Raw genomic sequence first — 14,485 nt, 5'->3', positions numbered from 1 at the left:
AGGATCTGAATCATGCACCAATGGATCAACGCCCTCGCCGACCATCAAGCCCGCGGCGAACCCTGCGTCCTGGTCACCATCATCGAAGAGCGCGGCTCCACCCCACGCAACGCCGGCTCGAAGATGGTGGTCAGCGCCAGCAACCTGTACGACACCATCGGCGGTGGCCACCTGGAGTTCAAGGCCCTGCACATCGCCCGGCAGATGCTCGAGGAACACCGCAGCACGCCGCACCTGGAGCGCTTCAGCCTGGGCGCCAGCCTCGGCCAGTGCTGCGGCGGCGCCACTGTGCTGCTGTTCGAACCCATGACCGGCGTGCAGGCGCAGATCGCGGTGTTCGGCGCGGGCCATGTCGGCCGGGCTCTGGTACCCTTGCTCGCCGCGCTGCCCTGCCGGGTGCGCTGGATCGATTCGCGCGAGCAGGAGTTCCCCGAGCAGATCCCCAATGGGGTGAGCAAGCTGGTCAGCGAGGACCCGGTCGACGAAGTCGCCGACCTGCCCGCCGGCAGCTACTGCATCGTCATGACCCACAACCACCAGCTTGACCTGGAACTGACCGCCGCCATTCTCAAACGCAATGATTTCACCTGGTTCGGCCTGATCGGTTCGAAGACCAAGCGGGTCAAGTTCGAACACCGCCTGCGCGAACGCGGCTTCGACGACGCGCTGCTGGCGCGGATGCGCTGCCCGATGGGCCTGGCTGAAGTGAAAGGCAAGTTGCCGATCGAGATCGCCGTGTCCATCGCCGCCGAAATCATTGCCACCTACAACGCCTGCTTCGGCCAGCACGACGCTGCCGTGAACGCAGGCCCGATCGCCCAATTGCTGCCGCCCTCCCGGCGCAGCCAGACCCACTGACGAGCGTACCCATGACCGCAACACGCAAAGCCTACCGCGCCGCCATCCTGCACAGCATCGCCGACCCGGCCGAAGTCGGCCTGGAAGCCTCCCAGGAGTACTTCGAGGACGGCCTGCTGGTGGTCGACAACGGCCGCATCAAGGCCCTCGGCCACGCCTGCGACCTGCTGCCGACCCTGGATGACGCCATCGAGGTGGTGCACTACCCGGACACCCTGATCACCCCGGGCTTCATCGACACCCACATCCACTTCCCGCAGACCGGCATGATCGGTTCCTACGGCGAGCAGCTGCTGGATTGGCTGAACACCTACACCTTCCCCTGCGAAAAGCAGTTCGCCGACAAGGCCCACGCCGACAAGGTGGCGAAGATCTTCCTCAAGGAGCTGCTGCGCAACGGCACCACCACCGCCCTGGTGTTCGGCAGCGTGCACCCCGAGTCGGTCAACGCCCTGTTCGAGGAAGCCGAACGCCTGGACCTGCGCCTGATCGCCGGCAAGGTGATGATGGACCGCAACGCCCCCGACTACCTGACCGACACGGCCGAATCCGGCTACACCGAGAGCAAGGCGCTGATCGAGCGCTGGCACGGCAAGGGCCGCCTGCACTACGCGGTCACGCCACGCTTCGCCCCCACCAGCACCCCGGAACAACTGGCCCTGGCCGGCCAGTTGCTCAAGGAGCACCCGGGCGTGTACATGCACACCCACCTGTCCGAGAACCTCAAGGAGATCGAGTGGGTCAAGGCGCTGTTCCCCGAGCAGAACGGCTACCTGGATGTCTACGACCACTTCGAGCTGCTCGGCGAGCGCTCGGTGTTCGCCCATGGCGTGCACCTGTGCGACGACGAGTGCAAGCGCCTGGCCGAAACCGGCTCGGCCATCGCCTTCTGCCCGACCTCCAACCTGTTCCTCGGCAGCGGCTTGTTCAACCTGCCCCAGGCCGAGCGTTTCAAGGTCAACGTGGGCCTGGGCACCGACGTCGGTGCCGGCACCAGTTTCTCGCTGCTCAGCACCCTGAACGAGGCCTACAAGGTGATGCAGCTGCAAGGCGCTCGCCTGCACCCGTTCAAGTCGCTGTACCTGGCCACCCTCGGCGGCGCCCGCGCCCTGCGCCTGGACGACCGCATCGGCAGCCTGCGCCCGGGCAACGATGCCGACTTCGTGGTGCTCGACTACAAGGCCACGCCGCTGCTGGACTACCGCATCCAGCAGTCCAACAGCATCGAGGAAACCCTGTTCGTGCTCACCACCCTGGGTGATGATCGCACCGTGCGTGAAACCTACGCCGCCGGGCGGCGTGTGCACCAGCGTTAAGGCTGCTTGGCCAGGCCCCGGTATAGCGCGCCGCCGATCGCCGCCCCGATCAGTGGCGCCACCCAGAACAGCCACAGCTGTTGCAGGGCCCAACCACCGACGAACAACGCCGGCCCCGTGCTCCGCGCGGGGTTCACCGAGGTGTTGGTCACCGGGATCGAGATCAGGTGGATCAAGGTCAGCGCCAGGCCGATGGCGATCGGTGCGAAACCGGCCGGCGCACGGGCATCGGTAGCCCCCATGATCACCACCAGGAACATCGCCGTCATCACCACTTCACTGACGAAACCAGCCGCCAGCGTATATCCGCCTGGCGAATGCTCGGCGTAGCCATTGGACGCCAGCCCGTTCGACAGCTCGAAGCCCGCCTTGCCGCTGGCGATGAAGTAGATCACCGCCGCCGCGATGATCGCGCCGATCACCTGGGCAATCACGTAGGGCAGCAGCTCCTTGGCGGGAAAACGCCCGCCCACCACCAGCCCGAACGACACGGCGGGGTTGAGGTGGCAACCGGAGATATGGCCGATGGCGAAGGCCATGGTCAGGACAGTCAGGCCGAAAGCGAAGGCGACACCGAGGACACCGATGCCGACAGGTGAGCTGGCGGCCAGCACCGCGCTGCCGCAACCACCCAGCACCAGCCAGAAAGTGCCGACCAGTTCGGCACCCATGCGCACACCGAGGGACGTAGTCATGAACCCTTCCTCACGTAGTTGAACGCAACAGCTGCGCAAGCCCAACTACATTTTTCAGGGGTCTGCAACTAGTAAATTTATCAGGTATCTGGCCGAAGGCCAGTCATGACAAGGGCCGCTGCGCGCCCCATCGCCAGCAACCTGCTCCTTGTAGGAGCCGGCTTGCCGGCGATGGGCTGCGAAGCGGCCCCAATGGCTCGCCTACCCAGGCAAACGATCAACCCTTGGCGGAAACCTTGGGCTTTTTCTGCAGCAGGTGCGAGAACACCGCGTGGAGGTCGTCCGAGGCGCTTTCCTCGTCGAGGTTGAGCTTGCTGTCGATGTGGTCCATGTGATGCATCATCAGGCTCACCGCCTGTTGCGTATCACGCGCCTCGATGGCGTCGATCAACTGCATGTGCTCGTCGTAGGAGCAGTGCGAGCGGTTGCCGCTTTCGTACTGGGCGATGATCAGCGAGGTCTGCGATACCAGGCTGCGCTGGAAACTCACCAGCGGCGCGTTGCCAGCTGCCTCGGCCAGCTTGAGGTGGAACTCGCCAGAGAGGCGGATGCCCGCGCCACGGTCGCCACGGGAGAAGCTGTCACGCTCCTCGCGGACCATCTGGCGCAGTTCGTTGAGCTGCTCGACGGTGGCGTGCTGCACCGCCAGCTCGGTGATGGCGCGCTCGACCATGCGCCGGGAGAAGAACACCTGGCGCGCCTCTTCGACCGTCGGGCTGGCCACCACCGCGCCGCGGTTGGGCCGCAGCAGCACCACGCTCTCGTGGGCCAGGCGCGACAAGGCGCGACGGATGATAGTGCGGCTGACACCGAAGATTTCGCCCAGTGCTTCCTCGCTCAACTTGGTGCCCGGCGCAAGGCGTTGCTCGAGGATCGCCTCGAAGATGTGCGCGTAGACGATGTCGTCCTGGGTACCACTGCGGCCGGCCTTGCCAGTGCGCGCAGGTTTTTTCAGAGGTTGCAGCTGTTCGTTCATGGGCTCTCGAGCACGAAGGATCTGCCTGTAGGACCGTGACTGTAGTACTTGTCAGCGGGTGGGGCGAGTCCGGGAAAAAGATGAAGGACCAAGGTATGGCGCCATTGTACACAGGCTGACCCGTTTCTGCAGGTGGCCTACTCCCTATATAGCCGTTGTACGACCGTTTGTGCGCACAAAAAATAAAACATTATTTGCATTCTTTGTACACAAAAGCATAATCCTGCGAGCAACTTCCTGACCCAGAAGTCAACAAAATGGTCGGACGTCTGCCACACCCTCCCTCGCGAAGCCCCCAAGTGCGTTGGCTCAGGACCAGGCTTCGAACAACAAGAAAGACTTGAGGAGTACTCGCTGTGGAAAGCCGCAAATCCGAAGCCCCTACGCTGGATCTCGCTCCACCGCTCGAAACGAGCTGGCTGGAGCGGATTTTCAAACTCAAGCGACATGGCACCACCGTCAGGACCGAGCTGATCGCCGGGGTGACGACCTTCATCACCATGGCCTACATCATCTTCGTCAACCCCAACATCATGGCCGACGCCGGCATCGATCATGGCGCGGCCTTCGTCGCCACCTGCATCGCCGCCGCGCTGGGCTGCCTGCTGATGGGCCTGTACGCCAACTGGCCGGTCGGCCTGGCGCCGGGCATGGGGCTCAACGCGTTCTTCACCTACACCGTGGTCGGAACCATGGGCTACACCTGGCAGGCCGCGCTGGGCGCGGTGTTCATCTCGGGCGTGCTGTTCATGTTCCTGACCTTGTCGCGGGTGCGCGAATGGCTGCTCAACAGCATTCCGGTGAGCCTGCGCCACGCGATGGGCGCCGGCGTGGGCCTGTTCCTCGGGCTGATCGGCCTGAAGACCGCCGGTATCGTGGTCGACAGCCCGGCCACCTTGATCAAGCTCGGTTCGCTGCATGAGCCTGGCCCGCTGCTGGCGGCGATCTGCTTCCTGATGATCGCCGTGCTCAGCTACCACCGGGTGTTCGGCGCCATCCTCATCAGCATCATCAGCGTCACCCTGGCCGGCTGGGGCCTGGGCCTGGTGCAGTATGGCGGGGTGTTCTCGCTGCCGCCGAGCCTGGCGCCGACCTGGATGGCCATGGACGTCGCGGGGGTGTTCAACGTCAGCATGATCAGCGTGGTGCTGGCGTTCCTGTTCGTGCACATGTTCGATACCGCCGGCACGCTGATGGGCGTGGCCCAGCGGGCCGGGCTGGTGGCGCCTGACGGGCGTATCGAGAACCTGTCGCGGGCATTGAAGGCCGACAGTGCCTCCAGCGTGTTTGGCGCGGCGGTCGGCGTGCCCCCGGTGACCAGCTACGTGGAAAGTGCCGCAGGCGTGGCAGCGGGCGGCCGCACCGGGCTCACCGCCGTGGTGGTCGGCCTGCTGTTCGTCGCCGCGATGTTCTTCGCACCACTGGCGGGGATGATCCCGGCTTATGCGACGGCCGGCGCGCTGATCTACGTGGCGATGCTGATGATGGGGAGCATGGCGCATATCAACTGGGACGAGGCCACCGACAGCATTCCGGCGATCGTCACGGTGATCATGATGCCGCTGACGTTCTCCGTGGCGGACGGGATTGCCCTGGGGTTCATCAGCTATGTGGCGCTGAAGGCGGGGACCGGCAAGTTCAAGGAGATTTCCGCGAGCCTGTGGGTGCTGTGCGTGATCTTCATTGCCAAGTTCGTGTTTCTTTGAGGTGAGGCCCGGACTGCAGCAGCGCCTGTGAGATCGAGCGCCGCCTGCGCGGCGCATCGCGGATGAATCCGCTCCTACAGCGTCCGGCGCCGGCCTGTAGGAGCGGATTCATCCGCGATAGCCCGGCCGCCGGAACCTATCTCACCCCAACTCTGCCTCCACCCGATCCCTGCCCCCCTGCTTCGCCGCATACACCCCCGCATCCGCCCGCAACAACAACGCATCCGCACCCTCTCCCGCCCGCCACCCGGCCACGCCAAAACTCGCCGTCACCCGCCCCACCCCCTCTATCGGCACGCTTCGCCCCCCCTGCCACAACTCCAGCGCCAGCAACCGCGCCTGTTCGGCGTTGTTCCCCGGGCACAGCACCATGAACTCCTCGCCACCCAGTCGGCAGAACACATCGGTACGCCGCAACCGCTGGCCGATCCGCTGGCACAGGCTACGCAACACCCGATCCCCCACCGCATGCCCGAACTGATCGTTGATCCGCTTGAAGTGGTCGATGTCGAGCATGATCACCGCCAGCCCCTGCCCGTCCCGCTGGGCACGGTCCAGTTCGATGCGCAGGCGCTCCTGGAAATAGCGCCGGTTGTGGATCCCCGTCAGCGAATCAGTGATCGACAACGCGCGCAGCTCTTCTTCCACCCGCTTGAGGTCGGAAATATCCGTCAGGTAGCCATGCCACAACGTACAACCATGGTCACCGATCTCCGGCGTCGCTTCCCCCCGGACCCAGCGCAACCCCGCCCGCGGCAAGCACACCCGGTACTCTTCGCGCCAGGGTGTGAGGTGCTCGGCCGAATACAGTACCGAGCGCCGCACCTGCTCCAAGTCGTCGGGGTGGATGCGCTCGAACACGGCGCTGGCGTCCCGGCGCAACTCGGCCAGGTCGACCTCGTAGATGTCCTGCAACCCCGCGCTGGCGTAGGGGAAACACGAGTGGCCGTCAGCATCCAGGCGATATTGATAGATCCCTCCCGGCACCTCGGCGCTGAGTTTTTCCAGCAGCCGGTCACGGGCCGCCAACGCCTCATGGACCCGCCGCCGCTCGGTGACATCGATGCAGATCGCCAGGTAACCGACCCAAAGCCCCTGCTCATCAAGCACCGCCGTCACCAGCATGTTGGCCAGCAAATGACTGCCATCCTTGCGCACCAGCGTCCATTCCACCGGCTCGCCCCCCGCCTCCTGCACGGTTTCGGCGAACATCGCCTGGCCCGCGCCGACCTCGCGGCCATAGCGCACGCTCAAGGCGTGGGCACGGCGGTGCAGCTCCTCAGGCTGGACCAGGTCCTCGAGGGTGAGGTGCCCCAGCGCCTCATCGGCCGAATAACCCAACATGCGCTCGGCACCGGCATTGAAGGTGCCGATCACCCCGCGCAGGCTGGTAGCGATGATCGCGACCTGGGTCGCGGCATCCAGCACACTGCGTAGCTGGTTGTGGGTTTCCCTGAGCGACTGTTCGCTGACCCGCAGCTCGGCGGTGCGCCGGGCGACCAACCCGAGGGCACGTTGACGCTGGTTGAACAGGCTGAACAGCAACGTCGCCAGCAACACGCTGAGCAAGCCACCCAACAGGCTGACCACCAGGACGGCAGAGGAACGGTTGGCAACCAGAAAGCCCAGGCTCGGCCGGATATCGAGCTGGTACTGATGATCGGCCAGGCGCAACAGGAAGCTGCTGGCCAGCCCGATCTGCGCAGGCCTGTTGCCCGAGTCGAACAGCACTTCATGACTGTCTTCGGTCGACAGGTCGAGGATGCGTACCACCAGGCTGTCATCGACGGCCGTCGGCAGGCTTTCGGCGATCAACTGGTGCAGGCTCAGCAAGGCCATGACATAGCCACCGGGCGGGCCATCCAGCGGCGCCGCATCGCTGAACACCGGCGCGACCATCAACAGGCCACGGGTGTAGGCAGGCTCCACGTTCAGCATGTCCAGCGGCTCGGACACCGCCATGCTCCCCGGGCGGGAGGCGCGGGCCAGGGTGGCCTCGCGCTGGGGCTGGCCGCGCAGGTCGAAGCCATAGGGCTGATCCTGCTGGCTCGCGGCCTGGGTATACAGCACGGGGTAGTAGAACGCGCGGGGCGGCGCGTCCTGCCAGCCCCCCTGGGCATCCCGGTCACGGATGCGATAGGGCTGCGCCAGCAAGGCGCCGGCATGCTGCTCGAATGCTTCACGCTGGTCGGCCGCCACCCGTGGTGCCCAGGAGTAGGCCTGGGTGCGGTGCAGCAGTGGCCGGGCATAGCCGTCAAATTCGCGGGGGGTGATTTCGCGGGAGTAGCCGACGAAACGGCGCAGCCCGTCCAGGCGCCGCTCCTGCTCCTCGAAACGTTCGGCGATGCGGCTATGGCGCTCGCTGGCCAGCAGCTCGAAGCGCTGGCGCAACTGCTGCTTGTAGAAGGCATGGGTGGCGGTGGCCAGCGCGGCCGTGAGCAGGCACCCGACGAGCAGCGCCGCCAGGGCCATGCCCCAGGCGGACAGCTCGTCGCCGAGCCGGCCGGGCAGCTTCGCAGGTACGCCTGGGTTCGACATGGATAACTCTCGTCAACGTCAGCGTCCTGCGAAGGGTTCCACTCCTACTACTTTATAGCTAATAGCAAGAAGCCATGCCAGCAGTCCCTCGACTCAGCGCAGGCGCAGTTGCCAGGCCCGGTGGATGCGGTTGTTGCGGGTGAAGTCCGGGTCCAGGGTCTGGGCACTGATTTCCTCCACGGCATACCGCGCGCTCAGGTGCTCGTCGAGCTGGAACTTGCGGAAGTTGTTGGAGAAATACAGCACCCCGCCGGGGGCCAGGCGCGCCATGGCCAGGTCGAGCAGTTCCACGTGATCGCGCTGCACATCGAACACGCCTTCCATGCGCTTGGAGTTGGAGAAGGTCGGCGGGTCGATGAAGATCAGGTCGAAGCTTTCCTGGCTGTTCTGCAGCCAGGCCATCACGTCACTTTGCTCCAGGCGGTTGCGCTCGGAGAAGCCATTGAGCGACAGGTTGCGACGGGCCCAGTCCAGGTAGGTCTTGGACAGGTCGACGCTGGTGGTGCTGCGCGCGCCGCCCTTGGCCGCATGCACGGTGGCCGTGGCGGTGTAGCAGAACAGGTTGAGGAAGCGCTTGCCGGCGGCTTCGCGCTGGATGCGCATGCGCATCGGGCGATGATCGAGGAACAGGCCGGTGTCCAGGTAGTCGGTGAGGTTGACCAGCAGCTTGACGCCGCCCTCGGTTACTTCCTGGAAGCGGCCTTCGGTAGCCTGGCGCTCGTACTGGCGGGTGCCGCTCTGGCGTTCGCGGCGCTTGAGCACCACGCGCTGCGGGTCGATGCCCAGCGCCTGGGGGATTGCCGCCAGGGCATCGAGCAGACGCACCTGGGCCTTGTCCGGATCGACCGAACGAGGCGCGGCGTATTCCTGGACGTGCACCCAGTCCTGGTACAGATCCACCGCCAGGGCGTACTCGGGCATGTCGGCATCGTAGACGCGATAGCAATCGACCTGCTCGCGACGGGCCCACTTGCCCAACTGCTTGAAGTTCTTCTGCAGGCGGTTGGCGAACATCTGCGCGCCCTCGGACAAGCGTGCCGGTTCGCTGGCCACCGGGGCCTGGCGGCGAGGCTCGCCCTCTTCGACGGCGGCCGGGCGACGTTCACCCGTGACGAACTGGTCGGGCTGGACCTTGAACAGCAGCAGCTTGCACGGCAACGCACCGTTCCAGAATGCGTACTGCTTGTGGCTGCGGATGCCCATGCGCTTGCCCAGCTCGGGCGCGCCAGTGAACACCGCCGCCTCCCAGCCCATGCACGCCTGGCGCAAACGCTCGCCCAGGTTCTGGTAGAGGTACAACAGGCTGGCTTCGTCACCCAGACGCTCGCCGTAGGGCGGGTTGCTGATCACCAGGCCCTTCTGGTTCTGGTCAGGACGCGGCTCGAAGCTGGCCACTTCGCCCTGGTAGATCTTCACCCAGTCACCCAGGCCTGCGCGCTCGACGTTGTTGCGCCCCGGCTGGATCAGGCGAGGGTCGGCCTCGTAGCCGCGAATCCACAGCGGTGGCTTGGCAAGGCCCGCCTGGGCACGGGCCTGGGCCTCGTCGTGCAGCTTGCGCCACAGCGCCGGCACATGGCCGAGCCAGGCGCTGAAGCCCCAGCGCTCGCGCTTGAGGTTGGGCGCGATGTCGGCGGCGATCATCGCCGCCTCGACCAGGAAGGTGCCCACGCCGCACATCGGGTCGGCCAAGGCGCCGCCTTCGGCGGCGATACGTGGCCAGCCGGCACGGATCAGCACCGCCGCCGCCAGGTTTTCCTTCAGCGGCGCGGCGCCTTGCTGCAAGCGGTAGCCGCGCTGGTGCAGGCTGTGGCCGGACAGGTCGAGGGACAGGATCGCCTCGCCACGGTCCAGGCGCAGGTGCACGCGCAGGTCGGGGTCGAGCTTGTCCACCGACGGGCGCAGGCCCTCGCGGTTGCGCAGCTTGTCGACGATGGCGTCCTTGACTTTCAGGGCGCCGAAGTGGGTGTTGTCGATGCCCGAGCCATGGCCGCTGAATTCCACCGCCAGGGTGCCATCGGCCTCCAGGTGTTCGGCCCAGTCGACGGCATGCACGCCATCGTAAAGGTCGTCGGCATTCTTCATCGAGAAGCGCTTGAGCACCAGCAGCACTCGGTTGGCCAGGCGCGACCAGAGGCACAGGCGATAGGCGGTTTCCATGTCGGCCGAGCCGCGGATGGCCGAAGTGTGTTCACGCACTTCGGTCAGGCCCAGCTGGTTCGCCTCTTCGGCGAGCAGGCCTTCGAGGCCTTTGGGGCAGGTGAGGTAGAGTTCGAAACGGTCCGACATGAGTATTCCAGAGCCTTTGGCTAGGTAGATGACAGGCCGACGCGCGACCTGCCGCTGTTTGCCCGCACGCCTTCCAACAGGCGCCCGGGTGGCCTTGCGGACCAACCGCAAGACCGGGCCGCCCGACGCATCGCCGCCACGCCGTTGGCGAAAGCAGCTTTGATCGTCAGGCAGTATTGAAAATTCCAGGACGGTGGGTGCAAGGGGCGACCCTTCGTCGCATCAGCCAGTATGACAAGCATCATCCAGCAACGCTGGCCAATTGACGTCAATGTTGGTTAAACCCTGATCATAGCGGGCTCAACGGCAAACAAGGTTCAGTCGCATTTATTTACTTATCCCCTCACCCTCGAAAAGGTTACGTCCTTATGACAAATCGATCATTCACACTGTGACCTGCATTCGTTAGAACTGGCCTTAGGTCGTCTCGCAACGGGACGGCACTTTCAGCCCGCCACGCCGGCAGCGGGCGCACACCGGCAGAACGATTCTGCCCGGCCTCGGAGAGGCCGACGGGACATTACAGTCAACAAGTGAGGGCAACACCCTATGAGAAGACTTAAGCGTGATCCGTTGGAAAGAGCATATTCACGTGGCTACCAGTATGGGGTCACCGGCAAATCCCGCGAGCTTTGCCCCTTCAACCTGCCATCCGTTCGCCAGGCCTGGATCAACGGCTGGCGCGAAGGTCGCGGCGACAATTGGGACGGCATGACCGGTACCGCTGGCATTCATAGACTCAACGAAAATCACGCCGTTGGCTGAACGAGGACACTGAATTCGAGTTACCATGCGCGCCCTATCCGGGCGGCGGGCTGCGGCCCAGGGGCCCCTTTTGAGGGGCCCTTTTTTATGGCCTTGAATCGGTGTCGGCTGCATCGCGGATGAATCCGCTCCTACCAGGAGCGACCCACGCCCCTGTATTTGCGGATTCATCCGCGATGGGCTCACCTCGGCATCGCGGCAATCGCGTCCACCGCCTCGCGAATCAACGCGGGCCCCTTATAGATGAAGCCCGAATAAATCTGCACCAGGCTCGCCCCTGCAGCGATTTTCTCAGCCGCATGGCGACCCTCGGTGATACCGCCCGCCGCGATGATCGGCAGCTTGCCACCCAACTCGCCCGCCAATACCTTCACCGTGTGGGTGCTCTTCTCCAGCACCGGCGCCCCCGACAGGCCACCCGCCTCGCCACCGAACGGCAGCCCCTCGACACCTTCACGGCCGAGGGTGGTGTTGGTGGCGATCACCGCGTCCATTCCCGATTCCATCAGCGCCGCCGCCACCAGGGCGGTTTCCTCGTCGTTCATGTCCGGAGCGATCTTGATCGCCAGCGGCACGCGCTTGCCGTTGCTCACCGCCAGTTGCTCACGGCGCTCGGCCAGGGCATCGAGCAGTTGCTTGAGCGAATCGCCGAACTGCAGGCTGCGCAGGCCTGGCGTATTGGGCGAGCTGACGTTGACGGTGATGTAGCTGGCGTCGTTGTAGACCTTCTCCAGGCAGATCAGGTAGTCATCCTGGGCGCGCTCGACCGGGGTGTCGAAGTTCTTGCCGATGTTGATACCCAGCACGCCGCTGTACTTCGAGGCCCGCACCCGCGTCAGCAGGTTGTCGACACCCAGGTTGTTGAAGCCCATGCGGTTGATGATCGCAGTGGCCTCGGGAATACGGAACAGGCGCGGCTTGGGGTTGCCCGGCTGCGGGCGCGGCGTCACGGTGCCGATCTCGACGAAACCGAAACCCAGCTGGGCGAAGCCATCGATGGCCGCGCCGTTCTTGTCCAGGCCCGCGGCCAGGCCGACCGGGTTGGCGAAGTTCAAGCCCATGACGCTAACCGGCAACGCCGCGGGCTGCTTGCACAGCAGGCCATTGAGCCCGAGGCGGCCACCGGCGCCGATCAGGTCCAGCGAGAGGTCGTGGGAGGTTTCCGGGGAAAGCTTGAACAGCAGCTGGCGGGCCAGGGTATACATGGGCGGGCGGACTCGCGGTGTGTGAGGGGGCGATTATAGCCAGCGCGCCGTCGTGGCGACAGGGCCCTGGCACATGGGTTGCTTCTTCTGCCCCATGCAGTTGCGCTGAAACCCCCGAGGATCCCCGTGAATACAGCCCCCCCGACAATGCCCCTGGCCTGGGTCAGCGGCAGCGATGCCCCCGAGAAGACCTGCCTGGACATCGGTTTCATGGCCCTGACCGACTGCGCTTCGGTGATCGTGGCTGCCACCCAGGGCTTCGCCCAGCAGCAGGGCCTGACCCTCAACCTGCACCGCCAGGCCTCCTGGGCCGGCCTGCGCGACAAGCTGGCCCGGGGCGAGCTGGACGCCGCCCACTGCCTGTACGGGCTGGTCTATGCCGTGCAGCTGGGCGTGGGTGGCGGCCCGGCCAGGGACATGGCGGTGCTCATGGGCCTGAACCAGAACGCCCAGGCCATCAACCTCTCCTCGGCACTGCAGCGCAAGGGCGTGACCAGCCCCGAGGCACTGGCCCGGCTGGTGCACCAGCATGGCGCACGGCTGACCTTCGCCCAAACCTTCCCCACCGGCACCCACGCCATGTGGCTGTACTACTGGCTGGCCAGCCAGGGCATTCACCCATTGCGTGACGTCGACAGCGTGGTGGTGCCACCCGCACAGATGGTCGCCCACCTGCAGGCCGGGCGCATCGACGGCTTCTGTGCCGGCGAGCCCTGGTCGGCCGACGCCATCGCCAAGGGCCAGGGCTTCACCTTGGCCACCAGCCAGGCGGTATGGCCGGATCATCCGGAAAAGGTGCTGGCCTGCGGCCGCGGCTTCGTCGAGCAGTACCCCAACAGCGCCCGGGCGTTGATCAAAGCGGTCCTCGCCGCCAGCCGGTTCATCGAACAGAACCTCGAGAACCGCCGGGGCGCCGCGCAGTTGCTCAGTGGCGACAGCTACCTGGGCATCCCGGTGAGCAGCATCGAACCGCGCCTGCTTGGCGATTATCAGGATGGCCAGGGCAACCGCTGGCAGGACCGCCACGCACTGCGCCTGTTCGACCAGGGGCGCGCCAACCTGCCCTACCTCTCCGACGGCATGTGGTTCATGACCCAGTTCCGCCGTTGGGGCATCCTGCGCGAAGACCCGGATTACCTCGATGTGGCACGCCAGGTCCAGCAACTGGCCCTGTACCGTGAGGCCGCCGAAGCCTTGCACGTACCCTGCGCCGACCTGCCGATGCGCAGCAGCCTGCTGATCGACGGCAGCCGCTGGGACGGCAGCGACCCCCATGGTTACGCGCGCAGCTTCAGCCTGCACGCCCTGGACGTGGCGCCCGGCGCGCGCGTCGGACGCTGAGGGACGATCATGTTGCGCATCCTGCTGATCGACGACACCGAAAAGAAGGTTGGCCGCCTCAAGGCCGCATTGAGCGAGGCAGGCTTCGAAGTGATCGAGGCCGGCGGCCTGACCGTCGACCTGCCCGGCTGCGTCGAAACGGTGCGCCCGGACGTGGTGCTGATCGATACCGAGTCACCCGGCCGGGATGTGCTGGAGCAGATGGTGCTGGTCAGCCGCGACCACCCACGGCCCATCGTGCTGTTCACTGACGAGCATGATCCCGGGGTGATGCGCCAGGCGATCCAGGCCGGGGTCAGCGCCTATATCGTCGAAGGCATCCACGCAGCGCGCCTGCAACCCATCCTCGACGTGGCCATGGCGCGCTTCGAGAGCGATCAGGCACTGCGCGCCCAACTAACGGCTCGCGACCAACAACTGGCCGAGCGCAAGCGCATCGAGCAGGCCAAGGGCCTGCTGATGAAGATGAAGGACTGTAACGAGGAACAGGCCTACACCCTGATGCGCCGCCAGGCCATGAGTCGCCAGCAGAAGCTGATCCAGGTGGCGGAACAGATCATCGCCCTGTCCGAAATGCTCAGCTGAACACCACCACCTCTGTAGGAGCCAGCCTTGCTGGCGAAGCATGCCCCATTCGCCAGCAAGGCTGGTTCCTACGAGAACTTGGCCCGGCTCTTGCTGAACTACAGGCCAGGTAGCCAACGGCGGTTGCCCCCAAACCCCGACAAAGACGTCGCTCCCCTCTCCACAACCGTGGACCGGGCAGCGGCGTCTTTGCGTTTACGCCCCTGTGTTGTGC

Annotated in this window: 11 protein-coding genes; 6 read left to right on the top strand and 5 right to left on the bottom strand. The window is 65.4% G+C overall.

Annotated elements, in window-relative coordinates; all coding sequences use genetic code 11:
* The first annotated feature begins 12 nt into the window (after positions 1 to 12).
* On the top strand, positions 13 to 858 hold the full coding sequence (gene xdhC / locus NGM28_RS19735; RefSeq protein WP_240065663.1) for a xanthine dehydrogenase accessory protein XdhC: 846 nt from the start codon (positions 13 to 15) through the stop codon (positions 856 to 858).
* An 11-nt stretch (positions 859 to 869) separates the two neighbouring features.
* A complete protein-coding gene (gene guaD / locus NGM28_RS19730; protein WP_252091177.1) occupies positions 870 to 2,174 on the top strand; it encodes a guanine deaminase in 1,305 nt (434 codons plus the stop codon).
* Here the strand turns inward: guaD and aqpZ are convergent.
* Entirely contained in the window at positions 2,171 to 2,869 is a 699-nt protein-coding gene (gene aqpZ, locus NGM28_RS19725; RefSeq protein WP_011533014.1) for an aquaporin Z, read from the bottom strand. The genes guaD and aqpZ overlap by 4 nt on opposite strands.
* 217 nt (positions 2,870 to 3,086) lie before the next feature.
* Positions 3,087 to 3,845 carry a GntR family transcriptional regulator gene (locus tag NGM28_RS19720; RefSeq protein ID WP_252091176.1) on the bottom strand — a complete coding sequence of 253 codons (759 nt, stop codon included), beginning with the start codon at positions 3,843 to 3,845 and terminating at the stop codon, positions 3,087 to 3,089.
* A 356-nt stretch (positions 3,846 to 4,201) separates the two neighbouring features.
* Here NGM28_RS19720 and NGM28_RS19715 point away from each other — a divergent pair, with 356 nt between their 5' ends.
* Entirely contained in the window at positions 4,202 to 5,551 is a 1,350-nt protein-coding gene (locus NGM28_RS19715) for an NCS2 family permease (RefSeq protein WP_011533012.1), read from the top strand.
* Between the two features lie 141 nt (positions 5,552 to 5,692).
* Here NGM28_RS19715 and NGM28_RS19710 read toward each other — a convergent pair whose 3' ends face one another.
* Together NGM28_RS19710 and rlmKL are read right to left on the bottom strand one after the other, a co-directional pair.
* On the bottom strand, positions 5,693 to 8,089 hold the full coding sequence (locus NGM28_RS19710; protein WP_252091175.1) for a sensor domain-containing diguanylate cyclase: 2,397 nt from the start codon (positions 8,087 to 8,089) through the stop codon (positions 5,693 to 5,695).
* A 93-nt stretch (positions 8,090 to 8,182) separates the two neighbouring features.
* Entirely contained in the window at positions 8,183 to 10,375 is a 2,193-nt protein-coding gene (gene rlmKL, locus NGM28_RS19705; RefSeq protein WP_252091174.1) for a bifunctional 23S rRNA (guanine(2069)-N(7))-methyltransferase RlmK/23S rRNA (guanine(2445)-N(2))-methyltransferase RlmL, read from the bottom strand.
* Positions 10,376 to 10,924: 549 nt separating this feature from the next.
* Between rlmKL and rmf the strand changes: the two genes are divergently transcribed.
* Positions 10,925 to 11,140 (top strand): ribosome modulation factor, encoded by a 216-nt coding sequence (gene rmf / locus NGM28_RS19700; protein ID WP_003248687.1) that lies wholly within the window; start codon positions 10,925 to 10,927, stop codon positions 11,138 to 11,140.
* A 182-nt stretch (positions 11,141 to 11,322) separates the two neighbouring features.
* Here the strand turns inward: rmf and NGM28_RS19695 are convergent, their stop codons facing one another.
* A complete protein-coding gene (locus NGM28_RS19695; RefSeq protein ID WP_252091173.1) occupies positions 11,323 to 12,345 on the bottom strand; it encodes a quinone-dependent dihydroorotate dehydrogenase in 1,023 nt (340 codons plus the stop codon).
* Between the two features lie 126 nt (positions 12,346 to 12,471).
* Between NGM28_RS19695 and NGM28_RS19690 the strand changes: the two genes are divergently transcribed.
* On the top strand, positions 12,472 to 13,686 hold the full coding sequence (locus NGM28_RS19690; RefSeq protein ID WP_252091172.1) for a CmpA/NrtA family ABC transporter substrate-binding protein: 1,215 nt from the start codon (positions 12,472 to 12,474) through the stop codon (positions 13,684 to 13,686).
* 9 nt (positions 13,687 to 13,695) lie between these two features.
* Positions 13,696 to 14,271, top strand: a complete 576-nt coding sequence (locus NGM28_RS19685) for an ANTAR domain-containing response regulator (protein ID WP_252091171.1) — start codon at positions 13,696 to 13,698, stop codon at positions 14,269 to 14,271.
* Positions 14,272 to 14,485 lie beyond the last annotated feature (214 nt).

It is taken from the genome of Pseudomonas sp. MWU13-3659 (assembly GCF_023757525.1).
GTDB classification, from domain to species: Bacteria; Pseudomonadota; Gammaproteobacteria; order Pseudomonadales; family Pseudomonadaceae; genus Aquipseudomonas; species Aquipseudomonas entomophila_E.
The sequence above is the reverse complement of the archived record's forward strand: the minus strand, read 5'-3'. Positions and strand labels throughout refer to the sequence as shown.